Genomic DNA, 26,781 nt, shown 5'->3' with positions numbered 1-26,781 from the left:
CCATTTTGCCGGTCGAGGCAGCCTAGCCACCCTTGACGCCGTCCCCGCGCCATGGTGAGTATCCGCCCCATGAGCACCGCCGTCCGCCCAACCCGTCTTTGGTGGCGCACCTCCTGAAGAGGTGGCCGGTGCGATTTTCCTTTCCCAAATCGTCTGAGGTCGCCTGCACAGTGCGGCGGCCTGATCGTTTGTCCTGTGTGGCGTTCCCTCGGCAAGTTTCGTAAGAGGACCCCATGAACAGGACAGTCTTTGCCCTCCCTGCCAGAAGCGAGTACGTGACCCGCGGCGGTCTCGCGGTCACGCGCGTGGCCGAGCAGTTTACCGGCGGCGCCAACAGGCTCGACGATCTCGTCAGCCTGCTCGACCGTCGCCGCGGCGTGGTGTTGTCCTCGGGCACGACCGTGCCCGGCCGCTACGAGAGTTTCGACCTCGGCTTTTCCGATCCGCCGCTCAAGCTTGAAACCACTGGCATCAACTTCAAGCTGGAAGCGCTGAACGCGCGCGGTGAGGTGCTGATCGCCTTCCTCGCTGACGTGCTGCGCGAGCCCTGTGTGTTGGTCTCCGAGAAGTCCGCCACGCGCCTGTCCGGCCACATCATCCGCGGCGATGCCCCGATCGACGAAGACCAACGCACGCGGCGCGCCAGCGTGATGTCGCTGGTGCGCGATCTCGTCGCCGCCTTCTCGGCCAATGACGACGGGCTGCTCGGCCTGTTCGGCGCTTTCGCCTACGACCTCGTGTTCCAGATCGAGGACATCGTGCAGAAGCGCGCACGTGAGAGCGATCAGCGCGACATCGTGCTCTATGTCCCCGATCGCCTGCTGGCCTACGACCGCGCCACCGGTCGCGGCGTCGTGCTCACTTACGATTTCGCGTGGAAGGGCAAGTCGACCGCGGGCCTGCCGCACGAGACCGCGGAGAGCCCATACCTCAAGACACCGCGCCAGGGCTTTGCCGATCACGCGCCCGGCGAATATCAGGCCACCGTCGAGACCGCGCGCGCGGCTTTTGCGCGTGGCGATCTCTTCGAGGCAGTGCCGGGGCAGCTCTTCGCCGAACCCTGCGACCGCTCGCCGGCCGAAGTGTTCCAGCGACTCTGCGTCATCAACCCGTCGCCTTACGGCGCGCTGATGAATCTCGGCGAGGGCGAGTTTCTCGTCTCGGCTTCGCCGGAAATGTTCGTGCGCTCCGACGGACGCCGCGTCGAGACCTGCCCGATCTCGGGCACCATCGCGCGCGGCACCGATGCGATCGGCGATGCCGAGCAGATCCGTCAGCTCCTGAACTCGGAGAAGGACGAGTTCGAGCTCAACATGTGCACCGACGTCGACCGCAACGACAAGGCGCGCGTCTGCGTCCCCGGCACCATCAAGGTGCTGGCGCGGCGGCAGATCGAGACCTACTCAAAGCTCTTCCACACCGTCGACCATGTCGAGGGCATGCTGCGTCCCGGCTTCGATGCGCTCGATGCGTTCCTCACCCATGCCTGGGCCGTCACCGTGACAGGCGCGCCAAAGCTTTGGGCGATGCAGTTCGTCGAGGACCACGAGCGCTCGCCGCGGCGCTGGTATGCCGGCGCGATTGGCGCGGTGAATTTTGACGGCAGCATCAACACCGGCCTCACCATCCGCACTATCCGCATGAAGGACGGCCTCGCCGAAGTGCGCGTCGGCGCCACCTGCCTTTTCGATTCAGATCCCGCCGCCGAAGACCGCGAGTGCCAGGTCAAGGCCGCAGCCCTGTTCCAGGCGCTGCGCGGCGATCCGCCGAAGCCTTTGTCGACCTTCGCACCTGATGCCACCGGTTCGGGCAAGCGGGTGCTGTTGATCGATCATGACGACAGTTTTGTGCACATGCTGGCCGATTATTTCCGCCAGGTCGGCGCCGATGTCACCGTGGTCCGCCATGTGCATGCGCTCGACATGCTCAAGCGGAAGAGGTGGGATTTGCTGGTGCTGTCACCCGGGCCCGGCAGGCCTGAGGATTTCGGAATCAAGAAGACCATCGACGCGGCGCTGGAGAACAAGCTGCCGGTGTTCGGTGTCTGCCTCGGCGTGCAGGCCATCGGCGAATATTTTGGCGGCGAACTCGGTCAGCTCACGCATCCCGCCCACGGCCGGCCCTCGCGGGTGCAGGTGCGTGGCGGGCGCCTGATGCGCAATCTGCCGAACGAGATCGTGATCGGCCGCTATCATTCGCTGTTTGTCGAGCGCGACAGCATGCCCGAGGTGTTGTCCGTCACTGCCAGCACCGAGGACGGCGTCGCCATGGCGATCGAGCACAAGACCCTGCCGGTCGGTGGCGTGCAATTCCACCCGGAATCGCTGATGTCGCTCGGCAACGAGGTGGGCTTGAAGATTGTCGAGAATGCGTTCCGGCTGGATGCGCCGGTCAGTTGAGAGGAATCTATGACCTTTGACCACGACCTGAAGGCGAGTGTCCGCACCATTCCCGACTATCCCAAGCCGGGGATCATGTTCCGCGATATCACGACCTTGCTCGCGGATGCGCGCGCGTTCCGCCGCGCGGTGGACGAGCTCGTCAACCCCTGGGCCGGCAACAAGATCGACAAGGTCGCCGGCATGGAGGCGCGCGGCTTCATCATCGGCGGCGCAGTGGCGCATCAGCTCTCCGCGGGCTTCGTGCCGATCCGCAAGAAAGGCAAGCTGCCGCACACCACGGTGCGCATCGCCTACTCGCTGGAATACGGCCTCGACGAGATGGAGATGCATGTCGATGCCATCCAGCCCGGCGAGCGCGTGATCCTGGTCGACGACCTCATTGCCACCGGGGGCACCGCGGAAGGCGCCGTGAAGCTGCTGCGTCAGATCGGCGCCAACGTGGTCGCCGCCTGCTTCATCATCGACCTGCCCGAGCTTGGCGGCGCCGCCAAGCTGCGCGCCATGGACGTGCCGGTGCGCACGCTGATGACTTTCGAGGGGCACTGAGCCGGGACGGGAAGAATAACGCCCGGGTGAATTCTTACCTATGAGCGTTGCAGGATCAGGCTGAGCTCGAGCTCGCGGAAGGCGAGGTAATTGCGCCGGGTCCACTGGTGCAGCTCGGTCGAGGCGTCCTTCTCCTGGCGCAGATAGCCGGTGAAGGAGAAGTTCAGCCGGTTGACATAGGTCTTGAGGAAGCCGGGCAGCGCGGGCAGGCGGAACACCCGGCCGGCATTCATCGCGGCCGGCAGCTCGCCGCGCACGATGTGCTCGTTGTCCACCGTGATCAGGTTCATCCGCGGGATCTGGCCGCACAGCATCTCGTGGGCGCGGGCCGAGACGCGGTCGGTGTCGGCCACAAACAGGATCATCGGGGCGACGTGGCGGCGTGCCGCTTCCTTCAGCAGGCCGATCTCGTCGGCCATCTTGAAGAACTCGTCAAAGGCGTGGAAGCCGAGGTCGATCACCTTGGCAAGCCCGTCATCGACGATGACGCGGTCCATCAGCTGCATCTTGCCGTAGGTGTCGATCACGTCGGCGGTTTCGGTGATCTTGGGCAGATAGTCGAGCAGCGACGGCTCCTTCAGGTTGACGTCGAAGGCCGTGACGTTGCCGTTCTTGAGCAGCAGGAATTCGCTCAAAAGCCGCGCCAGCAAGGTCTTGCCGACCTGCGGGCGGGGCGAGCAGATGATGTAGAGGGGCGTTGCGGGCATCACGAACTATTATCTGAGCGAATTCACCGCCCAATCCAGCCGTATCCGCCCGGGCTCCGCAACTATTTTTCGCTGTTGCGGGTCGCGGATTTCGAGCCGACGATGTCGGTCAGCCGGATCCGGTCGAATTCGCTCCAGACATTCGCCAGCCAGTGCCGGACATAGCCGCGCAGCACGAACGAATAGTTCGCGGCTTCGTCGTTGATGCCCTTGTTGGCGACGAATTTCAGGAACGGGACGGAGGACACCTCGACCTGCTCATAGGCCATTTCGTTCAGCTTGGGGATGGTCAGCTCGGTCGCATCCTTGATGCGGTGGAAGTAGGAATTGTAGGTCGCCTGGTCCCACTGGAAGAACTGGGTGTCGTTGATGAAGTTCTTCACCAGGAAATACTTTGCGCCAGTCATGAAGCCGGCGGTCTCGGCGATCTCGTCCAGGGAGGCGATCGAGGGTCCGAGGATGTGGAACACCGCGAAGGTGATCTGGCCGGCCTTGGCGGCGTCGAGGAAACCGATGTCGCGCAGCGAGGCCAGCGCCGGCGAGAGCAGGCCGGCGCGGACGTCGATCACGGTCACCGACGGGCTCGTCGCGTTGAGCGTGTCGAAGATCTTCATCTGATCGGAGGTCGTCGTCATGTCGACGATCTCGGTGATGTCAGGGTGGAAGCGCTTCAGGGTTCCGCGCGGCGACTCCGTGTCGAAGGCGCGCGTCGGCACGTTGTTGGCGGAAAAATAATCGAGCAGGGTGCGCGAGACAGTGGTCTTGCCGACCCCGCCCTTGTCCGCGCCCACCACAACCACTGCCGGCTTTGCCATTGCTGTCCCCTAACGCGCGCCCCCGATCGCGAGGTCGCAATCGGCCGGGCCCCCAAATCGATGTCCCAAGAAGGTCCCAAGTCTGCTGTTGGGCGCGAACATGGCAGAAACAAGGGAGAATTCAATTCCTCGGCATGCAGTTACGGCAATTCCCGAGGTTTTTCCCAATCGCGGCGAAACCTGCCGCGCGTGGCGTCGAATCACGCGCTCAATGGCGGCCCCACGGACCCATGAGATTGCCTTTGGGCTTGCCTGTTGGATTGCTGCTTGCGGTTCCGGCGGGGCTGGGTGCGGGCACGGGCGGCGGACTGGCCGGGCCGCCGGCATCCTTCCAAGGGCCTTGGCGCAGCGGCGGCGGAGTGTGCTGCTGGCTGACCTGCGCTTCCGATTCTTCCGTCTCGTAGCCAGGTGGCGGCAGCGGGCCGGGATCACGGCCGCCGGCGAATTTGACCAGCGCGTCGACCCGGGACTGCACCGACGGGTGGGTCGCGAACAAATCGGCAAAGCCCTCGCGCGGATTGTCGACGCAAAGCTCCATCACCGCCGAGGTCGCGCCCGGCAGTTCGCCGCGGTTCTCGATCTTGCGCAGCGCCGAGATCATGGCGTCCGGGTTTTTCGTCAGCTCGACGGAGCCGGCATCGGCGAGATATTCGCGCGACCGTGACAGCGCGAGCTTCACCACCTGCGACAACAGCCAGGCCACCACGATCAGCACGACCGCGATGATGACGACGATCACCGCGCCGCCCCCGGAGCCCTTGCTGTCGCTCGACGAGGAGGACGATCGCGATGACGAGGAGGAACCCGACGACCACGATCCGCCGGAGCCGGAACTCCAACTGAAATTCGTGAACAGGCGGAAGAACAATTCGCCGAAGAACCCGACCACACCGGCGATGATGACGGCGACCACCATGAGCTGCACGTCGCCATTCTTGATGTGGGTCAGCTCGTGGCCCAGCACCGCCTCGATCTCCTTGTCGTTCAGCGCTTTGAGGAGACCGGTGGTGACGGTGATCGCATATTGCCGCGGGTTGAGGCCGGTCGCGAACGCGTTCCGCGCCGGGCTTTCCATGATCTTCAGCTTCGGCATCGCGATGCCGCGCGAGATGCAGAGGTTTTCGAGCAGATTATAGAGCCGCGGCTGTTCCTGCCTGGTGACGTCGTGGCCGCCGGTGACGGCATCGATCATCGACTGGTGGAAGAAATAGGCGATCACGATCCAGATCGCTGCCACGACGGTCGCAACCGGTGCGGCGACTTTCAGATCATAGAAGGCGCGGCTCAGATAATAGACGACGGTCTCATCGCTGTTGATGACGACTTCGGCGATCAGCGCGCCGGCATAGACCAGCACGTAGATCAGCGCGAACAGGCCGGCGAGCAGCAGCATCGAACGAAACTTGTTCGAGGCGATGTGCGTGTAGAGACCATACGCGGCCATGACGCGATGCCCTGCCGGCCTATCGGCTCATCTCAGAACTTCACCTGCGGCGTGGCCTCGACCTCGGTGCGGCTGGCGCCGAGATCGAAGAAGTCCTTTTTGGTGAAGCCGAACATGCCGGCGAACACGGCTGCGGGCATTTGCTGGATGCCGGTGTTGTATTCCTGGACCGCGCTGTTGAAGAAGCGGCGGCTGGCCGCGATCTTGTTCTCGAGGTCGGAGAGCTCGCTGGCGAGCTGCTGGAAATTGGCGTTGGCCTTGAGGTCGGGATAGGCCTCCGACAGCGCGATCAGCCGGCCGAGCGCGCCGGAGAGCTGGTTCTCGGCAGCGGACACCTGCGTCGGGCCCTGCGCCGACATCGCCGAATTGCGCGCCTTGATGACGTCGTCGAGCGTGCCGCGCTCATGCGAGGCATAGCCCTTCACCGTCTCGACCAGGTTCGGGATCAGATCGTGGCGCTGCTTGAGCTGCACGTCGATGTCGGCAAAGGCCTGGCCCACGCGCTGGCCCAGCGCCACCAGACGGTTGTAGGCGCTGAAGGCGAAGAACACGAGGACGACGATGACGCCGAGAACGATCCAGCCGGTCGACATGGAGAACTCCTGAGGGGGATTGAGGCGGGCGCAGCCTAGACCAAATTGGCGCAAGGCGAGAGCCCCGGCGCAGACGGAAGGTAAGACTTGGTCGGATCTGGAACCATCCAAGTTCAAGGCAAAAGCCCGGAACGAGGTTAACTTTCGGACAGGACGGCAAGGGGCTGCGCCTCAGTACCTCGCATCGAGCCTGGGTATGCCAGTGGCATCGGATAATTGGGCGGCGACCCTGCCAGCTTCCCGGACGGTCTTTTCTTTTATAGGAATGTCGTGCCGCCTCCCGCTGAGCAGTTCGACATAAACGCCATACGAGGCATGGCCGTCGCTCTCGTACTCGATACGACCGAGCTTGCGGCATTGGTCGAACGGGCAATCGACGATTGTCTTGCTCCATCGACCGAAGAAACGACGGATGATTCTTAGCCTCCTTGCACGAAGATCGACGTGAACGGTCGTTCGCTGAGATGCAATGGTGAAGAACATGCTCGCCAGCAGCAGCCATAGGATGGCGCTAGCTCCTGCTACGTCCGCCCCTGAGCTGGCTGCCACCACCGCAACCGCCACCAGGCCCGCTGGAATCAGCCAGATCGCCAGGGAGCGCTTCCGATCAAATACGAGGACTAGTGAGGAGCCTTCAGCCATAAGGCGATGCTACCTCAATTCGCGGTTGCACCCCAGCGCCAACGCCTTGCGTCCGCATAGGCGACCTTGTCTCGGCGCGGCACTTTGGTGATGGCGACGCCGTCCTCAGTGCAGAGCTTTGCCGTGATCTCGGCCTTGCTGGCATCCGGCGGCGCCAGCACGCGTGCGGCACGCGTCGCGGGCGGGCTGCGGGTCAGGGCGACGTAGATAAAGCGTTCGTCCTCGAACGGCACCTCGGCACCCTTGATCTGGCGGTGCGCTTGGGAGCGCGGCAGGCGCTGGGAGAAATGGCACCAGTCGGGCGCCGACAGCGGACAGGGTTTCTCGTGCGGGCAGGGCGCGGCGACATAGGCGCCCGCCGCGATCAATTGCTGGCGCAAAGCGAGGATCCGCGCGTAGCCGGCCGGCGTGCCGGGCTCGATCACGACCAGCGCGTGGCGCGCTTTCGTCCACATCGTTTCCGCGAGCTTGCGTTGATCGCCCTCACTGAGCTCGCCGATGACATAGCTCGCAACGACGAGATCGGATTGCGAGACCTCGGCGAGGTTCGCGCCGGCATCGCCCGGCAGATAGCGGCACTCCGCCAGTCGCGAGCTGTCGCGCGCCAGTTCGAGCGCGAGCCGGCTCAGCGTGGCGTTGGCGTCGAGCAGTGTAAAATCTTGCAGCGAGGAAAACGCTTCCGCGGCGGCCCAGCTCGCGGTGCCCGGGCCTGCGCCGACGTCGAGCAGGGTTTCCGGGGCGAAGCCCGGCGCGATCTCGGTCAGCGCGTTGAGGCTGGCGGCCACAGCCGCGTAGGTCGCCGGCATGCGCGCGAGCGCGTAGGCGAGCGCATCGGCGTCCGACTTGATCGTGCCCGAACCGCCGCCCGTGCGATAGGTATTGGAGATCCGCGACGACCGCTGCGCGGCATCGGTGCGGGAGAAGCCCTGGAGCTTGGCGTCCAGGGCGGCCTTCAGTTCGGCTGGGAGAGCAGGTGAGATCATCATCCGTGGTCATCATCCGCCTTGGCGGATGATGACGTCAATGGGTGTGAAACGACCGCAGTCTCACGCCACGTTCTGGTCGAGAATGTCCACTGCCTCTTGCAGGTTCACCGACACCAGTTGCGAGACGCCGCGCTCGGCCATGGTGACGCCGAACAGGCGGTTCATCCGCGCCATCGTGATCGGATTGTGCGTGATGATGATGAAGCGCGTGTCGGTCGAGCTGGTCATCTCGTGCAGGAGGTTGCAATAGCGCTCGACGTTGTGGTCGTCGAGCGGCGCGTCGACTTCGTCCAGCACGCAGATCGGCGAGGGGTTGGTGAGGAACACCGCGAAGATCAGTGCCATCGCGGTCAGCGCCTGCTCGCCACCCGAGAGCAGCGACAGCGTCTGCGGCTTCTTGCCCGGGGGTTTTGCGATGATCTCAAGACCGGCTTCCAGCGGATCGTCGCTCTCGATCAGATGCAGCGCCGCTTCGCCGCCGCCGAACAGCTCGACGAAGAGGCGCTTGAAGTGGCTGTTGACGACCTCGAACGAGGTCAGCAGCCGCTCGCGCGCCTCCTTGTTGAGGCTCTGGATGCCCTGACGCAGCCGCTTGATGGCTTCGACGAGGTCGTCGCGCTCGGTGACCAGACCGTTGTGCTGGGTCTCGACCTCACGCAGCTCTTCCTCGGCGCGCAAATTGACCGCGCCCAGGCGCTCACGGTCGCGGCGCATTTTTTCGAGGTCTTCCTCGATGTCGTGCAGCGGCGGCAGCTCCGCGCCGGGCTCGATCTCGGCCAGACCCGCGACGGCCTGCGGCTCGACTTCCAGCATGTCGCGGATCTCGCGCTCGATGTCTTCGAGCCGGCGCCGCGAACCTTCCATGCGCTCCTCGGCGCGGGCGGTGGCCTCGCGGGAGCTGGAGAGCGCCTCGAGCGTCAATTTGGCGACGCGATCGGTCTCGGCCATCGCGCTTTCCGCGCTGGCGAGCGCATCGGCGGCCATGCGGCGGTCGTTTTCGGCGTATTCGATCTCGGTGATCAGCGCGCTGCGCTTCTCGGCGAACACGGCGGGGGCATTCTCGAGCTCGCTGCGCTCGATTGTGAGCTCGGCGATGCGGGCCTGGATGGTGTCGATATGGGAGGCAGCGCTCTCCTTGCGGTTCTGCCATTCGCTGCGCTCGGCGAGGATCGCCTGCACGCGGCGGTCGGCGAGCTCGGCCTCGCGCGCCAGTGCCTGCGCCTCGGCGCGGACCTGGGCGGCCATGCGGCGATGGCCTTCGATGTCGCTGCGGACGGCGGCGAGACGGGTCTCGGTGTCCTCGCTCGACGGCAGCTCGGAGATCCCGGCTTCGGCGGTTTCGTAGGCGGCTTCGGCCTCGGCACGGTCGGCGGCGAGACGGCTGTGCGCTTCCGACAGCGTCGCCTTGCGCGCGGCGTGGCGGCTGATCTCGCGCTCGGCCGTGGCATGGCGCTCGCGGGCGACGTTGAGCTCGCGCTGCGCGGCGCGCCAGGCTTCGCGAGAGGCGCCTTCGGTGCTGGCGGCCATCTGCAGCTCGGACTCGGCGTCTTCGAGCGCCTGACGCTTGATCTGCGCGTCGATGCGGGCCTGCTCCAGTTCGTTCTCGATGTCGACGAGGCGGGCGCGCTCGGCAAGCCGCCGCGCGGCGCCGGTCGGCGCGTGGGCGGCGGCGACAAAACCGTCCCAGCGCCAGACGTCGCCCTCACGCGAGACCAGCCGCTGGCCGGTCTTGAGCTGCGAGACGAGCTCAGCGCCGCGCTCGCGCGGCACCACGCCGATCTGCGCCAGACGGCGCGCCAGTTCGGCCGGCGCCTGCACATGGCTCGCGAGCGGCACGACGCCCTCGGGCAGCTCCGGATCGCCGTCGGTGACGCCGGCATTGGTCCAGCGCATCGGCGCGGACGGATCGACCGGCGCGTCGAGATCGTCGCCGAGGGCGGCGCCGATCGCCTTTTCAAAACCCTTGTCGACGGTGATGCCGTCGATGATCGGCGGCCACAGATTCTTGGTCTCGCCGTTGACGATCTTGGAGATCGTGCGCGCCTCGGTGTCGAGCCGCTGCACGCGCTTGTCGGCTTCGACCAGCGGCGAGCGCGACGATTCCAGCGTCTGGCGAGCAGCGAGGTGCGCGGCTTCGCTCGCCTGAGCGGCGGCCTCCGAGGCCGCCAGCGTCTGCTCGGCGTTCTCGACCGTCGCGGTCAGCTCGTCGAGATCGCCGAAGCCGCCGGTCTGCTCAGCGAGCTTCTGCTCTTCCGCCGCGACGTTCGAAATCTCCTGGTCGAGCCGGGCGAGCTTGTCGCGATGGGTGCGGACGTTGGCTTCCAGTTGATTGCGCTTGGCGGTGAGGTCCGCGAGCGCGGTGGTGAGCTCGGCAAACTGCTGCTCGGTTTCGGTCAGCACCGCCTCGGCTTCGGCGACACGCTCATCGACGCCAGAGCGCTTCTCGACACGCGACTTGATCTCTTCCTTGAGCTCGGAATCTTCGGCGTCCAGGCGCTGCAGCGCGACGTCGGCGTCCATGGTTTGTTGCTGAGCACGGGAAATGTCGCCTTCGAACTGAGCAAGGCGACGCTCGAGCTCGGCAACGCGCTCCTTGGCGCGCTCTTCCTCGCGGTCGAGCAGCTCGCGGGCGTTGGTCAGGCGCTGAAGCCCGGCCGCCGCGCGCGCTTCGGCATCACGTAGCGCCGGCATTTCGGCGGCGCGGATCGCCTGGATGCGGGCGGCCTGGGCCTGGTGCTGGGTGCGTTCGGCCATCTCGCGGACCGCGAGATCATGGGTCTGGCCGGATTCGTTGACGTCGGCATGGGCGCCGATCCAGCGCAGATGGAACAGGGTGGCTTCGGCCTTGCGGACCTTGGCCGCAACTTCGCGATAGCGCACGGCCTGGCGGGCCTGCTTCTTCAGCCCCTCCATTTGCCCTGCGAGCTGGCCGATCACGTCCTCGACACGGGTGAGGTTGGTTTCGGCCGCCTTCAGCCGCAGTTCGGCTTCGTGGCGGCGGGCATGCAGGCCGGCGACGCCGGCGGCGTCTTCCAGCACGCGGCGGCGCTGCTCGGGCTTGGCCTGGATGATCTCGCCGATCTTGCCCTGGTGGACGAGAGCCGGCGAGCGCGCGCCGGTGGCGGCGTCGGCGAACAGGATCTGCACGTCGCGGGCGCGCACGTCGCGGCCGTTGATGCGGTAGACCGAACCGGCCTCGCGCTCGATGCGGCGGGAGATTTCCAGAAGCTGGCTGTCGTTCATCGCCGCAGGCGCGGTGCGATCGGTGTTGTCGATCGTCATCGTCACTTCGGCGTGGTTGCGCGCGGGGCGGTTGCCGGAGCCGGCGAAGATCACCGCGTCCATGTCGGCGGCGCGCAGCGATTTGTACGAGGTCTCGCCCATCGCCCAGCGCAGCGCCTCGACGAGATTCGACTTGCCGCAGCCGTTGGGTCCGACCACGCCGGTCAGGCCGGGCTCAATGACGAAGTCGGTGGCCTCAACGAAGGACTTGAAGCCGTGAAGGCGCAGGCGGGTGATTTTCATAAGCACGCATCTCTGTTGGCAGGCGCGAATCCCCCTGCCGGGACAATACCATGGAAGGCAATGTCGCTATCCGGGCGAGTCGCGCGAGGCGCCTCATGCGGCTGGACAATGGCCGCGGTGCGCCGCGAGGGCAACCGGCGAAAGCCGCTTTTCCCAAGGGATTTATGCCGGGAAAGATACGGCTTTCGAGATGCGAATCAGGCTTTCGGCGTGAAGATCAGCTCTTCAGCAGCGGATTGATCTTCTTGGCGAATTCCTCGAACGAGGTCTCGCCCTTGATCTTCTCGCCGTTGATGAAGAAGGTCGGCGTCGAATCCACCTTCAGCACGTCGCTGGCATATTTCTGGTCGGCGGCGATCTTGTCGAGCAGCGCTTGGTCCTTCAGGCAGGCTTCGACCTGCTGCTGGGTGAGGCCGGCCTGCTTGCCGATCCGCGTCAGCGTCTCGGTGGTGTTCTTCATCACCCAGTCGTTCTGCTGGCGGAACAGCATGTCGGTGACGGCGAAGTATTTCGGTGCGTCGCCATTGGCGATGCAGCGCGACAGCATCGAGCCGGCGGCGGCTTTGATGTCGAGCGGGAATTCACGGAAGATGTAACGAATCTTGCCGGTGTCGATGTATTCCGACTTGATCTTGGGGAACACCTGCTCGTTGAAGGCCGCGCAATGCGGGCAGGTCATCGAGGCGAATTCGGTGATGGTAACGGGCGCATCCTTCGGGCCGAGCACCATGTCGGGCAGCGACACCGGCTTGGCCACATCGCCGGCGGCCTGCGCCATTGCTTCGGAGATCAACCGCAGCGGCGAGAACCCGGCGACCGCGGCAAGCCCGGTCAGCGACAGCATCGTGGTGAAGGCGCGGCGGGTGATGATCAAGGTCGGCTCCCGAATTGATGTGGTCTCGCCCCAAGGGCTTTTTCGAGTTCCCGCCGGGCGGCCTGTCGCTAGCTTGAAACGTCGTTTGTGGCAATGGCGAGCGGCGAGGACGGGTCCAGATTAGCCGGGGAATGAGGCTCAATTTCGCTTGATGGCGGCCCCAAGCCGCGCCAGCGCGGTCTTCAATTGTTCATCTTCGATGTCGCCCAGGCTCTCCGCCACCTTGGCGACGCTCTTGGGGTCCGGCGGACCGGGCCGGGCCGGCTTGCGGACGCGCGACAGGGGGGCCTGGCGGAAGGCGAGCTTGCCGACCGCGCTCCAGCCGAAGAAGCGGTTCACCCGCTCCAGGATGACGTGGGCGGAGTGCTGGATCTCCAGCGCCATCGGGCCCTCGACCCGCAGCACCAGCGTCGCCGGTTCCTGCGGCTGACCCTCGACCGGCCGCGGCCATTGCATCTTCAGCGGCTCGGCATGGGCCGCGATCTCCGGCCCGGCGATCTGCGCCCACCGCGTCACCAGCTCGCGCGCGGCAAACCCCTGCTTGGCATAGGCCTCGGCAAAGACGTCGTTGAGCAGGAGCGACAGCGGTTTTGCGCTGATGGGACCGGGTTTGCCGGGGAATTTGGACATGGACCCTTATAGCACCCGGGAACGCGAGCTACAGGCTCTTCGCCGCGAAGAAAGGGGTGGATGCGCGTGACGAGCGCGAGCACGGCATGGAGAGATCGGCGCGACGCCGTTACAGTAGCCGCATGAGCCCCAAATCCGCCCTCAAGGACAAGTCGGAACCAGTTCTGCCGGAAACGTCGTCGCGACCCACGCTGCTCCTCCAATGGTACGACCGCCACCGTCGCCAGTTGCCCTGGCGGGCCGCACCCGGCGAGGCATCGGACCCTTTCCGCGTCTGGCTGTCGGAGATCATGCTGCAGCAGACCACGGTGAAGGCGGTCGGGCCCTATTTCGAAAAATTCGTCGCGCGCTGGCCGGATGTCACGGCGCTCGGGCGGGCCTCGCAGGATGACGTGCTGCGGATGTGGGCCGGGCTCGGCTATTATTCGCGTGCGCGCAATCTCTACGCCTGCGCGGTGGCGGTGACGCGCGACCATGGTGGCGTGTTTCCCGACACCGAGGAGGGCTTGCGCGCGTTGCCGGGCATCGGCCCCTATACGGCGGCAGCGATCGCGGCGATCGCCTTCGATCGTCGCACCATGCCGGTCGACGGCAATATCGAGCGTGTGGTGTCGCGCCTGTTCGCTGTCGAGGAGGAGCTGCCGCAGGCCAAGCCGCGGATCCAGCAATTGGCAACGACGCTGCTCGCCGATACCCGCGCCCGCGACGAGAAGTCTCGCGCCGGCGACAGCGCGCAGGCGCTGATGGATCTCGGCGCCTCGATCTGCACGCCGAAGAAGCCGGCCTGCTCGCTGTGTCCTTTGAACGAGGATTGCACGGCGCGCACGCAGGGAATGCAGGAAATGTTTCCGCGCAAGGCGCCGAAGAAGACCGGCACGCTGCGGCGCGGCGCGGCCTTCGTGGTCACGCGCGGCGGTGAGCTTCTCGTCCGCAGCCGGCCCGAAAAGGGCCTGCTCGGCGGCATGACCGAGGTGCCGGGTTCGGACTGGCTAGCCGGGCAAGACGAGGCGAGGGCGAAGCAGCAGGCGCCGGAGCTGAAGGGACTGTCGCGCTGGCATCGCAAGGTGGGCGTCGTTACACACGTCTTCACGCATTTTCCGCTGGAGCTCGTGGTCTACACGGCGAAGGCTGAAGCGCGCACGCACGCGCCAGAAGGCATGCGCTGGGTATCGATCGCCACCCTTGCCGGCGAGGCGCTGCCCAACGTCATGCGCAAGGTGATTGCGCACGCGCTGGACCGGTCATCGGACCCATCCTCCTGACAGCACGCTGGCAGCAGCGCTACGCTATCAAAGCGCGATACGGAGGCTCCCGATGGTCAAGACCGCGCTGGACAACTTTCCAAGGCCGCCCTGCGCCGAGCTGCTCGGATGGCGCCTGCTCGATGCCCGTCCCGGGGAAGGCTGGATCAAGCTCGCCTTCGACGGCAAGCCGGAGTTCTGCAATCCCGCCGGCTTCATCCAGGGCGGCATGCTCTCGGCCATGCTCGACGACACCATGGGCCCCGCCGTGCTGGTGATGAGCGAGGGCCGGCTCTACACCACCACCATCAGCATGACCGTGAACTTCCTGGCCCCCGCAAAGCCCGGACCGATCATCGGCGAGGCCAAGGTGACGCAGCTCGGCAAGACGATTGCGTTCGTCGAGGCCAGGCTGACGGCGAAAGACGGCACGGTGCTGGCGACGGCAAGCGCGAGCGAGCGGCTGCTCGAAGCGGCGAGGGTGGTGCGGTAAGGCGGTCACCCTCTCTCGCTCCCTCTCACCGCAAGCGGGGCGAGGTGAAGGGAGTTCGCGGCTCGTTCATTGTCTAACTCACGTCCCGGCGCGCTTCGCACCCGCGCTGACGATCGGCGGCTTCGCATTCAGCGCCTCCACCTGAAACCCCGCGACGCGCTTGTAGTTGGCGGCGATGTCTTCCAGTTCCTTTTGCGAGAGTACGTCGGTGACGACCTTGTAGCCGTCGGGCGCGCGCTCCTCGACGAGCTGCATCACTTGCTCGGGGCCGTTCTTGCGATTGAGCAGGACGAGGTCGGTGGTCGCGGGCCGCCGCTCCGCCTCATAGGCCAGCAGCGCCGCCTGCGTCGGGCCATGCGCCAAAATCTCGCGGGTGATGGTGCGGGCATCGAGGATCGCCTGCGAGGCGCCGTTGGAGCCGATCGGGTACATCGGATGCGCGGCGTCGCCCATCAGCGTGACGCGGCCGAAGGTCCATTGCGAGACCGGATCGCGGTCGACCAGCGGATATTCATAGGCGTGCGGGCAGTTCCTGATCAGGCCGGGCACGTCGAGCCAGTCGAACTGCCAGCTCTCGAACCAGGGCAAAAATTCTTCCAGCCGCGCGCTGCGGTTATAGTCCTCGCGCCGCCATTGATAGGTCGGCGGCATGTGGCGCTCGGCGACCCAGTTGATCAGATGATTGCCCGCCGCATCCGGCGCCTTCGAGATCGGATAGCAGACGAATTTCAGGATCTCATGCCCGGCCATGATCATGGTGCGGCCGGTGAGGAAGGCCTTTGCCGGCGTGACGCCGCGCCAGAGGATGCGGCCGTTCCAGATCGGCGGGCCTTCGTTGGGATAAAGTTTTTCTCGCGCGGCGGAATGGATGCCGTCGGCGGCGACCAGGATTGTGCCGTCGTACGTCCCCGCGGCCTTGCCGGTGGCCTTGTCGATGAAATCGGCGCGTATGCCGTCAGCGGTTTCGCTCCAGCCGGTGAGGTGATGGCTGGTGAGAATGTTGTCGCGGCCGAGGCGTTCGATCGCGGTGTCGAGCAGGAGTTGCTGGAGCGTGCCGCGATGGATCGAGAATTGCGGCCAATCATAACCGGCCTCCAGCCCGCGCGGCTCGCTCCAGATCGGCTTGCCGTGCTTGGAGAAATAGGCGAGCTCGCGGGTGCGCACGCCGCTGGCATCGAGCCTGTCCATCAGGCCGAGCTCGATCAGCTCGCGCACCGCATGCGGCAGCACGTTGATACCGACACCGAGCGGCCGCAGTTCGGCGACGCTCTCGAACACTTTTACGGGAACGCCGATTCCGTGCAGGCTGAGCGCAAGCGTCAGCCCGCCGATCCCCCCACCGGCGATGAGTACGGTCATGAGAAAACCCCTCCAATTGGAGGGTCTTGGCACAAGCGGGCGGCGGTGGGCAACTGCGAAGGGCAAAGCAGGAGGCCGTCGTGCTATGGACCTCGGGGCCGGCAGCCGTTAATTTCCATTTTTCCCATGAGGTCCGACATGCTCAAGCTCTACTACGCCACCGGCACCTGCGCGCTCGCCACCTACATCACCCTGGAAGAAGTGGGTGCCGACTACACGGCCGAGCGGCTGAGCTTCAAGACCAACCAGCAGACCAGCCCGGACTACCTCGCGATCAACCCGAAGGGGCGCGTGCCCGCGCTGGTGACCGATCGCGGCGTGCTGACCGAGACGCCGGCGATGCTGGCCTATCTCGCGCAAACCTTCCCCAAGGCGAGGCTCGCGCCGCTCGATGATCCCTTCGACTTTGCCCAGGTGCAGTCGTTCAACTCCTATCTCTGCTCGACCGTGCACATCAATCATGCCCACAAGATGCGCGGCGCGCGCTGGGCGAGCGAGGAGAGTTCTTTCGCCGACATGAAGGCGATGATCCCGAAGACGATGGGCGCCTGCTTCTCCCTGATCGAGCAGAAGATGTACCGGGGGCCCTGGGTGATGGGCGAGCAGTACACGGTCTGCGATCCCTATCTCTACACCCTGTCGACCTGGCTCGAAGGCGACAGCGTCGACATCAACGCCACGCCGAAGATCGCCGATCATTTCAAGCGCATGTCGGATCGTCCGGCCGTCCGTAAGGTGATGGACGCGCAGAAGGCGTAACTAACTCCGCCGTCGTCCCGGCGAAGGCCGGGACCCATACCGCGGATTCTATCGATGTCGTTCGGTAGCAATACTGAACGGCAGGTCTTCTCCAAACCCCTCCCTGGGGTTATGGGTCCCGGCCTTCGCCGGGACGACACCATTGTTGCCGAAGCTGTATCCTATCCCGCACGCCGTTCTTTCTTCTCCAGTTCCCGCCCCGTCTCCAGCATCAGCCGCCGCAGCCAGATCGAGCCCGGGTCCATCTGCGCCCGCGTTGGGTAGAACATGAACTGCTCGTCGATGCCGGGATCGAGTGGCGGCGTCACCGTGACGAGACCGAGCTGCCTCGACAGCGCCGCGATCAGCCGGCGCGGCACGAAGGCGACGAGGTCGGTGCGGGCGGCGACGTGCAGCGCTTCGAGATAGCCAGACACCACCAGCGAAATGTGCCGTTCGATGCCCTTGGCGCGTAGCCAGGTGTCGATCAAATCCTCGCTGGTGCCGCGAATGATCACGCCGACATGGCGCTCGGCGAGGAACGTCTCGCGCCGCTTCAGCTTCGCTCCCATGGGATGGCCGCGCCGCACCGCCAGTGCGTCGCTGTCGGTGTAGAGCAGTTGGCGATGAAAGCCTTTGAAGGCGTTTCCGATCGAGATCACGAGGTCGATGGTGCGGGCGAACTCGGCGTGGAAGATCGCCGGCCCCCGCCACGGCACGATTTCGATGCGGACATTGGGCGCGGCCTGCGTCACCTTCCCCATCAGGGGTGGCATCAGGAGCTCGACCGCGAGATCCGGCATCATCAGGCGGAATTGCCGCTCGCTGCGCGCGGCATCGAACTCCTCGGGCACGAACAGTCCGCGCACCTGGTCCAGCGCCTGCGCCAGCGGCGCACGCAAGACTTGCGCCCGCGGCGTCAGCTCCATCCGCGCGCCGGTGCGCACCAGGAGCGGATCGCCAAAGATGTCGCGCAGGCGCTGAAGCGCATGGCTCGCCGCCGGCTGCGACAGCCCGATCCGCAATGCGGCGCGGCTGACGCTGGCCTCGCGCAGCAGCGCGTCGAGCGCCGTCAGGAGATTGAGGTCAAGCGAATTCAAATTCATGAGGCGAATAGATATCATATTCGCTATCGATTTGAAGAATTCTCATCGCCCAGCGATCTTCTCCGTGTTGCCACCAAACGGAGATGCCGCCATGAGCGCGAGCGCCAACAAGAAACTGATGCAGGATATCTTTGCCGCCGCCGCCAGCCAGGATCCAGCCGCGCGCGACCGTGCGCTGTTCGCCGCAAGTCTAGCCGAGGACGCCAGATGGGTCGTGACCGGGCAATATTCCTGGTCGCGCACCTTTTCGGGCAAGCAGGCGATCCTCAACGATCTGCACGCCTATGTGCGGACCCGTCTTGTCGACCGAACCCGAACGGTTGCCCACCGCTTCATCGCCGACGACGATATCGTCGTCGTCGAAGCGAAGGGCGACAACGTCACGCCCGAGGGCGTGCGCTACGATAACGACTATTGTCTCGTGTTTCGTCTCGAGGACGGCAAGATCAAGGAGATCCGGGAATATTGCGATTCGGTGCTGACCGAGAAGGCGCTCGGCCCGTTTCCGCAGACGCCCGCCAGGGCCGCGAGCTGACCGACTCGAGCATCATCCGCCGAAAATAGCGAGCGGAGGGATGCAGGGCGGCAGATCGCAGCAGGCCACCGTCTGACAAGCATACATCCGGGGCACCCCCTGCAGAGATCTGCAAGGGGTTGCCCGCCTTGCCCCAGGACATGGCGCAACTGGCTATAAAATCAGCAGATTTTGTGTGCGCCACTTTGGCGCGCGCGAAAAATGGGAAGGTTCAATTAACGAGTGTCCCCCATTGTGTCGCGGTGCAGCGTGGGTCGCCAGGACGCGACGCGCGGCTGCCGGGGGTGGCCGGTGACGATCGCCGGATTAGGCCGGCCGCTCGAATTGACATGCATCTGGGTGGATAGTGGGAATGCCGAACTTTCGTTTGCGTATCAGGGGACGCCTGTACGCAGGTTTCTTGGCCTTGGTGGCGGTTGGTCTCGTGATGGCGGTGGTTGCCATCTGGAATTTGCGGTCCGTGCAGGACCAGGTCGGAAGACAATCGGCACTTTCGGACAGCACCGCGCGGGTTTTGGAGATCTCGACCCATCTCCAGGCGATCCAGCGGGCCAATCTGCGATACATCTATGACGCCAGCGAGCCCGCGATGAGGGAGGCCTCCGAGCGCGAGACCGCGGCGAGCGAGCTGTTGAAGGTGGGGGCGCAGGGCACGGCCTCCGAGGAGCGGCGCAAACTCTACAACGACCTGATCGCCGATATCGCGAAAATGAAGACCCTGCGTGACAATCTCGGCGACGCCGTCAACGAGGCGCGAACGGGCAAGGCGACGCTGCTGCCGAGCGGCGACGAACTCACCGTCAAGATGGGCAAGCTTGTCGATGTGGCACGCGCAGCTGTCGATGAAGACACCGCGTCCCTGGTCGGGGACCTCGAATCCAGGCTGCTCCTCGTTCAAATCGCAAACTGGCGGTTCCTGGCTCTGCGCGACACCAAGGGTCCCGCCAACTTCAGGACGAACGTCGACAGGGCCATGCAGCGGCTGACAGCGCTCGAAAAGAGCCCGCAGGCGACCGAATTGCGAACCACGCTCGCGCCGGTGAAGACCTCGCTCGGAATCTACAAATCCGCGTTCGAGACGACCTCGGCGGCGATGCTTCAGGCCGACGAGATCTACCACAAGAACCTCGCCCCCCTCATCGTCGACAGCATCGCCAAGCTCAAGGTCGCGGAGACCGCCTTGAAGAGGGACTACAAGGATTCGCGCAGCCAGGCCGAAGCCGTCATTGAGGGCACGACAAAAGTGCAGGAGATCGCGGGCGGCCTCGCCACCCTGTTCGGATTGATCATTGCCTTCCTGATCGCCCGCAGCATCGTCGGTCCGCTGACCTCGATGACGCGCGCAATGGGGCTGCTCGCCGGCGGCAATCTCGAAGTCGCGATTCCCGGCCGCGGCAAGCAAGACGAGATCGGCGACATGGCCAAGGCGATCGAGGTCTTCAAGACCAACATGATCGACACCGAGCGCCTGCGCCACGAGCAGGTGGAGGTCGAGGCACGGCAGGCCGAGGACCGCAAAAAAGACATGGTCAAGCTCGCCGACCAGTTCGAGCAGGCCGTTGGCGAGATCGTCAACACCGTGTCGTCGGCATCGAACGAGCTCGAGGCCTCGGCCGGCACGTTGACCGCGACAGCGACGCGCGCCCAGGACCTGTCCACGGAAGTCGCGTCCGCGTCGCAGGAAGCGACCGCCAACGTTCAGGCCGTTGCCTCCGCAACCGAGGAGCTGTCCTCCTCGGTCAGTGAGATCGCCCGCCAGGTGCAGGAATCCGCCCGCATCGCCAAGGACGCCGTCGGGCAGGCGAGCCGGACCAACGACCGGGTCGGCGAACTCTCCAAGGCGGCGGCTCGCATCGGCGACGTGGTCGAGCTGATCAGCACCATCGCAGGCCAGACCAATCTGCTCGCGCTGAACGCCACCATCGAGGCCGCACGCGCCGGCGAGGCCGGCCGCGGCTTTGCGGTCGTCGCCACCGAGGTGAAGGCGCTCGCAGAGCAGACCGCGAAGGCGACCGGCGAGATCGGCCAGCAGATTTCGAGCATCCAGGCCGCCACCGAGCAATCGGTCGGCGCGATCAGGGAGATCAGCGGCACCATCGAGCGGCTGTCCGAGATCTCGTCGACGGTTGCCGCTGCCGTGGAGCAACAGGGCGCGGCGACGCAAGAGATCTCCCGCAACGTCCAGCAGGCAGCTCACGGCACCCAGCGCGTCTCGACCAATATCGGCGACGTCCAGCGCGGGGCCTCCGAGACCGGTTCGGCCTCCTCGCAGGTGCTCTCGGCGGCACGATCGCTGTCGTCAGACAGCAACCGGCTGAAGCAGGAAGTCGCCAAATTCCTGAACTCGGTCCACGCCGCATAAAAGCAAAAGGCCACGCGCATGCGCGTGGCCTCGAACGGCAGCTTGTCGCGATCAGGCGACCTTGGTCGTCATGTGCTTGAACATGTTGGCTCTCGCCTCGTCGTCCATCTCGGCCTTGAAGGTGAACTTGTCCTTCAGCGCGATCGCGCGCGCCGCCGCCGGCCGCGCCGAGATCTCGTCCACCAGCCGCTTCACGTTCGGGTATCGCGCAAAGGCGTCGTCGCCGAGCTTGAACGGCACCATCCGCGCCCAGCCCCACAGTGCCATGTCGACGATCGAATAGCTGTCGCCGACCATGTAGCGGCGGCCTTTGAGGTGACCGTCGAGAATCGTGTAGTGGCGATCGGTCTCGAACTGGTAGCGGTTATGCGCGTAGTCGTGGTTCTGGTCCTTCGGTGCGAAATGCTTGAAGTGCACCGCCTGGCCCGAATACGGCCCGACGCCGGTGGCGATGAACATCAGCCATGACAGCGTCTCGCCGCGAACGGCGGGAGGGGGCAGGAATTTGCCGGTTGTCTCGGCGAGATAGAGCAGGATGGCGTTGCTGTCGAAAACAATGGTGCCGTTGTCGTCGATCGCCGGCACCTTGGCGTTCGGATTGATCTTGAGGAATTCCGGCGTGAACTGCTCGCCCTTGCGGGTGTCGATCTTGACCGGCTCGAAGGGCAGGCCGGCCTCTTCGAGATAAAGCGCGACCTTGGTCGGGTTCGGCGACCCGTTGAAATAGAATTTGAGCATCGTTTGTCTCCCCGATTTTCTCTAACCAGTTCGCTTGCTGAGCGACGCAGCGTCATTGCCGCAAGGCGGCCTTCTCTTGCCTGAACCTGGTCCGGGGGCGCAACCGGCGAGTTTGCCGGGCGGTACCTGCGCAGGGCGCAGGTCAGCCGGCGTAACAAAGCCCGATCGCCGCCGTAATGACCATCGCCGCGCCGACCGCCTCGAGGCGCAAGCCGAGCCGGGCTGCGATATGCATGTCGGAAGCCCGCGCCGCACGCTCGGACCCGCGCGCGTAGCCGTGGACGATGACATCGTGATTGAAATTGTCGTGAGCCTCGTTGCTGCTGGCGAGCCCGACGCAGATCACGAGCACGCCGAACAAGGCGAGGCCGAAAAATCCCAACAGCGCGATCAAAAACATCGGAAACATCCCGATCAGGAAGATCGGCAGCAGCGGCACCAGCAGCAATGTCTCGGGATGTCGTTGCATGGGAGCCAACCGGTCAGGACGGGGCTGATCGCGGAAATCTAATCCTGTCGGCTTCGGCATTCAAGACGCCGTAGGGTGGGCGAAGCGAAGCGTGCCCACCAACTTTGCGTCGCAGGAGAGAAGCGGTGGGCACGGGGCAAGAGCGCCTTTGCCCACCCTACCAGATCGAAGTCGGACTACCCCGCCGCCATCCCGGCACGGATTTCCGCGCGAAGCTCGTCGATCAGCTTGAGACCCTTCTTGGTCTCGATGTGCCAGAAGGTCCAGCCGTTGCAGGCTTGCGCGCCTTGCGCCACCGCGCCCATGCGGTGGATCGAGCCGACCTTGTCGCCGAACATGATGGCACCGTCGGCACGGACCAGCGCGCCGAGCTTCTTCTTGGCGTCGAACAGCTTGGTGCCGGGCATGATCATGCCGCGCTCGATCAGCTCGGCGAACGCCACGCGAGGCGCTTCGCGCGCGGTCATGAACGGGGCGAGGCTTGCTTCCGGCAGCGGCTCGACTGCGGCGATGCGCGCTTCGGCCGCTTTCGCATAGGTCTTGTCGCGCTCGAAGCCGATATAGGAGCGGCCAAGGCGCTTTGCGACTGCGCCGGTGGTGCCGGTGCCGTTGAACGGATCGATCACAAGGTCGCCGGGCTTCGACGACGACAGCAGCACGCGCGCGAGCAGGCCTTCCGGCTTCTGCGTCGGATGCACTTTCTTGCCGTCGGCGCCCTTGAGGCGCTCCTCGCCGGTGCAGAGTGGGATCAGCCAGTCGGACCGTGCCTGCACGTCCTCGTTGGCCGCCTTCAGCGCCTCGTAGTTGAACGTGTAGCCCTTGGCCTTCTCGTCGCGCGCGGCCCATATCATGGTCTCGTGCGCGTTGGTGAAACGGCGGCCGCGGAAATTCGGCATCGGGTTGGTCTTGCGCCAGACGATGTCGTTCAGGAGCCAGAAGCCGAGGTCCTGCATGATCGCGCCGACGCGGAAGATGTTGTGATAGGAGCCGATCACCCAGATCGTCGCCGACGGTTTCATCGCACGGCGGGCGGCAAGTAGCCAGGCGCGGGTGAAATCGTCATAGGCGGAAAACGAATCGAACTTGTCCCAGTCGTCGTTGACGGCATCGACATGGGATTCGTCGGGGCGTTTGAGATCGCCCTTGAGCTGGAGATTGTAAGGCGGATCGGCGAACACGAGGTCGACCGAACCAGCCTGAAGCTTCGACATCTCGGCGACGCAATCGCCGAGGACGATGCTGTGCGAAGCAGACTCAAAATTTGTGCGGGGCGCCCTTGCAGACGCCCCGCGACGCGACTCTACCATGACTCAAGAACTCTGACTCAGGCGACGCTGTCGGCGACGCGGGACCAAACAACCGACTGATCAGTACATTGAAGCGGCAAAGTAAAAATCGACTTAACCCGCTGCTTTCGTGAGCAGGCCTCGCACGGCGCGTTATGTACGGTTCGTTGCGCGCAATCGCCGTGTTTTGCCGTGTATTTCGTATCTCTTCGCGTTGCGGGAGCGATGGGAGCGCAAAAAGACTCCAAATTTCTCTCGGAAAAAATTGCTTGCCCCCGGAAAAAATTGCTGGCTTCGCCATGCTGTCGCACTAGGCAATTTTTGCCGGCCAAGATATTGATAAGTGCAACGGAAATTTTACGTGTGTGGCGCGTTGAGCTTTTCGCGCTCTTGCGCGCCACGATTTGCAATCCGGGATCTTGAGGGAAGCCGCCATGCGCTACGATGATTTCCGCCGCAGCGACGATATCGAGGATCGTCGCGACGATGGCGGCGGCGGTGGTGGAGGAGGCGGGTTCGGCCTGCCCATGGGCGGCGGCGGGCTCGGCATCGGCACCATCATCGTGCTCGGCCTGGTCGGCTATGCCTTCGGCATCGATCCGCGCATCCTGATCGGCGGCGCCGAGATCCTCACCGGTGGCGGCCAGGCGCCGTCCTACCAGACCGATCGTCAGTCGTCCTCGACCGCCAAGCGCGGCGCGCCGACCGACGAGATGGGCAGCATGATCTCCGGCATTCTCGGCGAGATCGACGATCGCTGGAGCGAAATCTTCCAGGCCTCGGGCCAGTCCTACACCGGTCCGAAGGTCGTGCTGTTCCGCAACGTCACCAATGGCGGCCGCTGCGGCCGGGCAGAGTCGGCGATGGGACCGTTCTATTGTCCGCCCGATCGTACCATCTTCCTCGACACCGCATTCTTCCGCGAGGTCGAGACGCGCTTTCGCGGCTGCTCCGGCAAGTCCGCCTGTAACTTCACCACTGCCTACATCATCGCGCATGAAGCCGGCCATCACATCCAGAACCTGCTCGGCATCATTCCGCGCGTGACGCGGCTGCAGCAGCAGGCTGGCAGCAAGGCCGAGTCCAATGCGCTCCAGGTCAAGGTCGAATTGCAGGCCGATTGCCTGTCCGGCGTTTGGGTCAATCGCGAGTCGAAAAAGCGGCCGAACTTCCTCGAGCCCGGCGACATCGACGCCGCGCTGACCACGGCGAGCGCGATCGGCGACGACACGCTGCAGCGCCAGGCTACGGGACGCGTCGTGCCGGATTCGTTCACTCACGGCTCGGCGGCGCAACGCAAGCAGTGGTTCATGACCGGCTACCAGCAGGGCACGGTCCAGGCCTGCAACACGTTCGGCGGCGGGCAGCAGTAGCGACAAGTGCTCGTGCCCCGGACGCAGCGCAGCGCTTCTTCAGCGGTGCACTGCAGAGCGGGGGCCCACAACGCGGGTCTCCCAAGCCACTGAAATGGGTCCCGGCTCTGCGGAGCAGCGCTGACGCGCTGCACCGCGTCCGGGACACGAGAGGAAAGAGCGATGGCGTCCGTCGACGAAACCAAACAATTCATCCCGCTCAACATCGCGGTGCTCACGGTGTCCGACACGCGCGCGCTTGCGGATGACAAATCCGGCCAGACGCTCGCCGACCGCCTCCTTGCTGCCGGCCATCATCTCGCCGCGCGCGAGATCGTCACCGACGACGTCGAGGCGATCCGCGCCGTCATCCGCCGCTGGATCGCGGACGTCGGCGTCGACGTCGTCATCACCACCGGCGGCACCGGCTTTACGGGACGCGACGTCACGCCGGAGGCGATCGAGCCTTTGTTCGAGAAGCGCATGGACGGCTTCTCGATCGCGTTCCACATGCTGAGCCATTCCAAGATCGGCACCTCGACGATCCAGAGCCGCGCCACCGCGGGCGTGACCGGTGCGACCTATATCTTCTGCCTCCCAGGTTCGCCCGGCGCCTGCCGCGACGGCTGGGACGGCATTCTCGCCCCCCAGCTCGACTACCGTACGCGTCCGTGCAATTTCGTCGAGATCATGCCGCGGCTGGACGAGCATCTGCGCCGACCGAAGGCCCAGGGCGCGACGGCGTAGATGCGAACGCAGGTGCTCTTCTTCCTTCTCCCCTCGTTGTGGGAGAAGCTGGTGTAGGCGGCCTTTGGCCGCCGTTCTCGAGAGGACGCCGAAGCGAAGCTTCGGCTATGGCGCCGGATGAGAAGTTCTCTCCAAACGGAATGCGCGCATCTCGCTTCGTGCAGCTACAGATCGCGCTCCCAGGTCTCACCGACCAGATCGGCACCGAAGCTGTGGTGCTTCTCTTCCTTCACGAGCTTGAAGCCGGCGGCCTGATAGATGCCGCGTGCCGCGACCAGGATGCTCTGCGTCCACAGCGTCATCCTGCTGTAGCCCCTCTCGCGTGCGCCCTGGAGACATTGCTCGACCAGCGCGCGACCGACACCGAGCCCCCGTGCTTGCTTCTCCACCTGCAACAGGCGCAGCTTGGCGATCTCGTCCGTGGCCTTGACCAGAAAGATGGAGCCGACCGGCTCGCCACCCAATTCCGCGATCCAGCAATGTTCGCGTGCGGCGTCGTAATTCTTGATGAATTGCGCGCAGATATCGGCGACCAGCGCCTCATAGCTGATATCCCAGCCGTAGTCCGCGGCATAGGCGGCGGCCTGCTTGGAGACGACCCAGCCAATGTCGCCGACGCGATGGCAGCGCAGGACGACAGAAGCTGGCTGGCTTCGACGTTGCTCCAGCACGGCCTCGATCGTCGCCATGGCCCGCGTGAGCCGCGTTGCATCGCCGGACGAAAGCTGAGCCAGCATGGCGCCGACCTCGTTTTGCGACGCCAGGTTCAGCTTGGCGAAGCTCTGGCGGCCCTTGGCGGTGAGGCTGAGCTGGTATTGCCTGCGATCTGCGGGCAGGGGCTTTCGCGTGATCAGCCCCCTCTCGTCGAAGTTCTGGACGATGCGGCTGAGATAGCCGGGGTCGAGACCAAGCTCATGTCCGATCTCTTTTGCCGCAAGGTCGTCGTGATGCGCGAGTTCATAGAGCACGCGCGCCTCGCTGAGCGAAAACGGGCTCCTTCCGAGATGCTGGTCGAGCACGCCGAGCTTGCGGGTATAGAAGCGGTTGAAGGCGCGAACCGCAGCGATCTGGTCGTCGGTACCGTCAACTGGCATGGGTCACCTCGATAATTGCCATTGTCAAACAATTATTTGACTCTGGCAAGTATCTGGCGGCTTCACCCCACCATGACGATCCGGCTGCGCAGCATGA

At 64.9% G+C, this 26,781-nt stretch carries 24 protein-coding genes; 9 read left to right on the top strand and 15 right to left on the bottom strand.

Annotation, left to right across the window (positions count from 1 at the left end; all coding sequences use genetic code 11):
• Positions 1-233: 233 nt before the first annotated feature.
• Entirely contained in the window at positions 234-2,399 is a 2,166-nt protein-coding gene (locus IVB31_RS16070; RefSeq protein ID WP_247323885.1) for an anthranilate synthase component I, read from the top strand.
• Between the two features lie 9 nt (positions 2,400-2,408).
• Positions 2,409-2,948: an adenine phosphoribosyltransferase gene (locus IVB31_RS16065; RefSeq protein WP_247323883.1), complete on the top strand. Its 540-nt coding sequence runs from the start codon at positions 2,409-2,411 to the stop codon at positions 2,946-2,948.
• A gap of 38 nt (positions 2,949-2,986) precedes the next feature.
• Here the strand turns inward: IVB31_RS16065 and IVB31_RS16060 are convergent, their stop codons facing one another.
• From IVB31_RS16060 to IVB31_RS16020, 9 genes are all read right to left on the bottom strand, one after another.
• Positions 2,987-3,655 (bottom strand): hypothetical protein, encoded by a 669-nt coding sequence (locus IVB31_RS16060; RefSeq protein WP_247323882.1) that lies wholly within the window; start codon positions 3,653-3,655, stop codon positions 2,987-2,989.
• Between the two features lie 62 nt (positions 3,656-3,717).
• Positions 3,718-4,470, bottom strand: a complete 753-nt coding sequence (locus IVB31_RS16055) for a hypothetical protein (RefSeq protein WP_247323875.1) — start codon at positions 4,468-4,470, stop codon at positions 3,718-3,720.
• Between the two features lie 208 nt (positions 4,471-4,678).
• The gene (locus IVB31_RS16050) at positions 4,679-5,914 is read right to left on the bottom strand and encodes a M48 family metallopeptidase (protein WP_247323874.1); all 1,236 of its coding nucleotides are present in this window, start codon (positions 5,912-5,914) and stop codon (positions 4,679-4,681) included.
• A 32-nt stretch (positions 5,915-5,946) separates the two neighbouring features.
• Positions 5,947-6,507, bottom strand: coding sequence for a LemA family protein (locus IVB31_RS16045; RefSeq protein ID WP_247323873.1), 561 nt, complete (start codon positions 6,505-6,507; stop codon positions 5,947-5,949).
• Between the two features lie 171 nt (positions 6,508-6,678).
• Positions 6,679-7,149: a hypothetical protein gene (locus IVB31_RS16040; protein WP_247323871.1), complete on the bottom strand. Its 471-nt coding sequence runs from the start codon at positions 7,147-7,149 to the stop codon at positions 6,679-6,681.
• A 14-nt stretch (positions 7,150-7,163) separates the two neighbouring features.
• The gene (locus tag IVB31_RS16035; protein ID WP_247323870.1) at positions 7,164-8,135 is read right to left on the bottom strand and encodes a small ribosomal subunit Rsm22 family protein; all 972 of its coding nucleotides are present in this window, start codon (positions 8,133-8,135) and stop codon (positions 7,164-7,166) included.
• Between the two features lie 60 nt (positions 8,136-8,195).
• Positions 8,196-11,660 (bottom strand): chromosome segregation protein SMC, encoded by a 3,465-nt coding sequence (gene smc, locus IVB31_RS16030; protein ID WP_247323869.1) that lies wholly within the window; start codon positions 11,658-11,660, stop codon positions 8,196-8,198.
• A 217-nt stretch (positions 11,661-11,877) separates the two neighbouring features.
• Positions 11,878-12,534, bottom strand: a complete 657-nt coding sequence (locus IVB31_RS16025; protein WP_247323867.1) for a DsbA family protein — start codon at positions 12,532-12,534, stop codon at positions 11,878-11,880.
• A 138-nt stretch (positions 12,535-12,672) separates the two neighbouring features.
• Positions 12,673-13,164: a DciA family protein gene (locus tag IVB31_RS16020; protein ID WP_247323865.1), complete on the bottom strand. Its 492-nt coding sequence runs from the start codon at positions 13,162-13,164 to the stop codon at positions 12,673-12,675.
• 122 nt (positions 13,165-13,286) lie between these two features.
• On the opposite strand from IVB31_RS16020, the gene mutY reads away from it, so the two are divergent.
• Both mutY and IVB31_RS16010 read left to right on the top strand, forming a co-directional pair.
• Positions 13,287-14,426: an A/G-specific adenine glycosylase gene (gene mutY / locus IVB31_RS16015; protein ID WP_247323864.1), complete on the top strand. Its 1,140-nt coding sequence runs from the start codon at positions 13,287-13,289 to the stop codon at positions 14,424-14,426.
• Positions 14,427-14,478: 52 nt separating this feature from the next.
• Positions 14,479-14,898 (top strand): PaaI family thioesterase, encoded by a 420-nt coding sequence (locus IVB31_RS16010; protein WP_247323863.1) that lies wholly within the window; start codon positions 14,479-14,481, stop codon positions 14,896-14,898.
• 78 nt (positions 14,899-14,976) lie between these two features.
• Here IVB31_RS16010 and IVB31_RS16005 read toward each other — a convergent pair whose 3' ends face one another.
• Entirely contained in the window at positions 14,977-16,257 is a 1,281-nt protein-coding gene (locus tag IVB31_RS16005; protein WP_247323862.1) for a flavin-dependent oxidoreductase, read from the bottom strand.
• Positions 16,258-16,395: 138 nt separating this feature from the next.
• Here IVB31_RS16005 and IVB31_RS16000 point away from each other — a divergent pair, with 138 nt between their 5' ends.
• Complete coding sequence (locus IVB31_RS16000; protein ID WP_247323861.1) at positions 16,396-17,016, top strand: glutathione S-transferase family protein; 621 nt, start codon at positions 16,396-16,398, stop codon at positions 17,014-17,016.
• 161 nt (positions 17,017-17,177) lie between these two features.
• Here IVB31_RS16000 and IVB31_RS15995 read toward each other — a convergent pair whose 3' ends face one another.
• Positions 17,178-18,101 carry a LysR family transcriptional regulator gene (locus tag IVB31_RS15995; protein ID WP_247323860.1) on the bottom strand — a complete coding sequence of 308 codons (924 nt, stop codon included), beginning with the start codon at positions 18,099-18,101 and terminating at the stop codon, positions 17,178-17,180.
• A 91-nt stretch (positions 18,102-18,192) separates the two neighbouring features.
• On the opposite strand from IVB31_RS15995, the gene IVB31_RS15990 reads away from it, so the two are divergent.
• Together IVB31_RS15990 and IVB31_RS15985 are read left to right on the top strand one after the other, a co-directional pair.
• Positions 18,193-18,636, top strand: coding sequence for a nuclear transport factor 2 family protein (locus tag IVB31_RS15990; RefSeq protein ID WP_247323859.1), 444 nt, complete (start codon positions 18,193-18,195; stop codon positions 18,634-18,636).
• A 352-nt stretch (positions 18,637-18,988) separates the two neighbouring features.
• The gene (locus IVB31_RS15985; RefSeq protein ID WP_247323858.1) at positions 18,989-20,998 is read left to right on the top strand and encodes a methyl-accepting chemotaxis protein; all 2,010 of its coding nucleotides are present in this window, start codon (positions 18,989-18,991) and stop codon (positions 20,996-20,998) included.
• Positions 20,999-21,049: 51 nt separating this feature from the next.
• On the opposite strand, the gene IVB31_RS15980 is transcribed toward IVB31_RS15985, so the two are convergent.
• The 3 genes from IVB31_RS15980 to IVB31_RS15970 form a co-directional block, all read right to left on the bottom strand.
• Complete coding sequence (locus IVB31_RS15980) at positions 21,050-21,736, bottom strand: glutathione S-transferase family protein (protein ID WP_247323857.1); 687 nt, start codon at positions 21,734-21,736, stop codon at positions 21,050-21,052.
• Between the two features lie 142 nt (positions 21,737-21,878).
• Positions 21,879-22,205 (bottom strand): hypothetical protein, encoded by a 327-nt coding sequence (locus IVB31_RS15975; protein ID WP_247323854.1) that lies wholly within the window; start codon positions 22,203-22,205, stop codon positions 21,879-21,881.
• A gap of 176 nt (positions 22,206-22,381) precedes the next feature.
• Positions 22,382-23,512 (bottom strand): site-specific DNA-methyltransferase, encoded by a 1,131-nt coding sequence (locus tag IVB31_RS15970; protein ID WP_276576610.1) that lies wholly within the window; start codon positions 23,510-23,512, stop codon positions 22,382-22,384.
• Between the two features lie 413 nt (positions 23,513-23,925).
• Here IVB31_RS15970 and IVB31_RS15965 point away from each other — a divergent pair, with 413 nt between their 5' ends.
• Positions 23,926-24,864 carry a neutral zinc metallopeptidase gene (locus IVB31_RS15965; protein WP_247323849.1) on the top strand — a complete coding sequence of 313 codons (939 nt, stop codon included), beginning with the start codon at positions 23,926-23,928 and terminating at the stop codon, positions 24,862-24,864.
• Positions 24,865-25,026: 162 nt separating this feature from the next.
• Positions 25,027-25,590, top strand: coding sequence for a molybdenum cofactor biosynthesis protein B (gene moaB / locus IVB31_RS15960; RefSeq protein ID WP_247323847.1), 564 nt, complete (start codon positions 25,027-25,029; stop codon positions 25,588-25,590).
• A gap of 164 nt (positions 25,591-25,754) precedes the next feature.
• On the opposite strand, the gene IVB31_RS15955 is transcribed toward moaB, so the two are convergent.
• Complete coding sequence (locus IVB31_RS15955) at positions 25,755-26,684, bottom strand: helix-turn-helix domain-containing GNAT family N-acetyltransferase (RefSeq protein WP_247323845.1); 930 nt, start codon at positions 26,682-26,684, stop codon at positions 25,755-25,757.
• Positions 26,685-26,781 lie beyond the last annotated feature (97 nt).

Origin of the sequence: Bradyrhizobium sp. 21 (genome assembly GCF_023073335.1) — a bacterium.
In the GTDB taxonomy this organism is placed as follows: domain Bacteria; phylum Pseudomonadota; class Alphaproteobacteria; order Rhizobiales; family Xanthobacteraceae; genus Bradyrhizobium.
The sequence above is the reverse complement of the archived record's forward strand: the minus strand, read 5'-3'. Positions and strand labels throughout refer to the sequence as shown.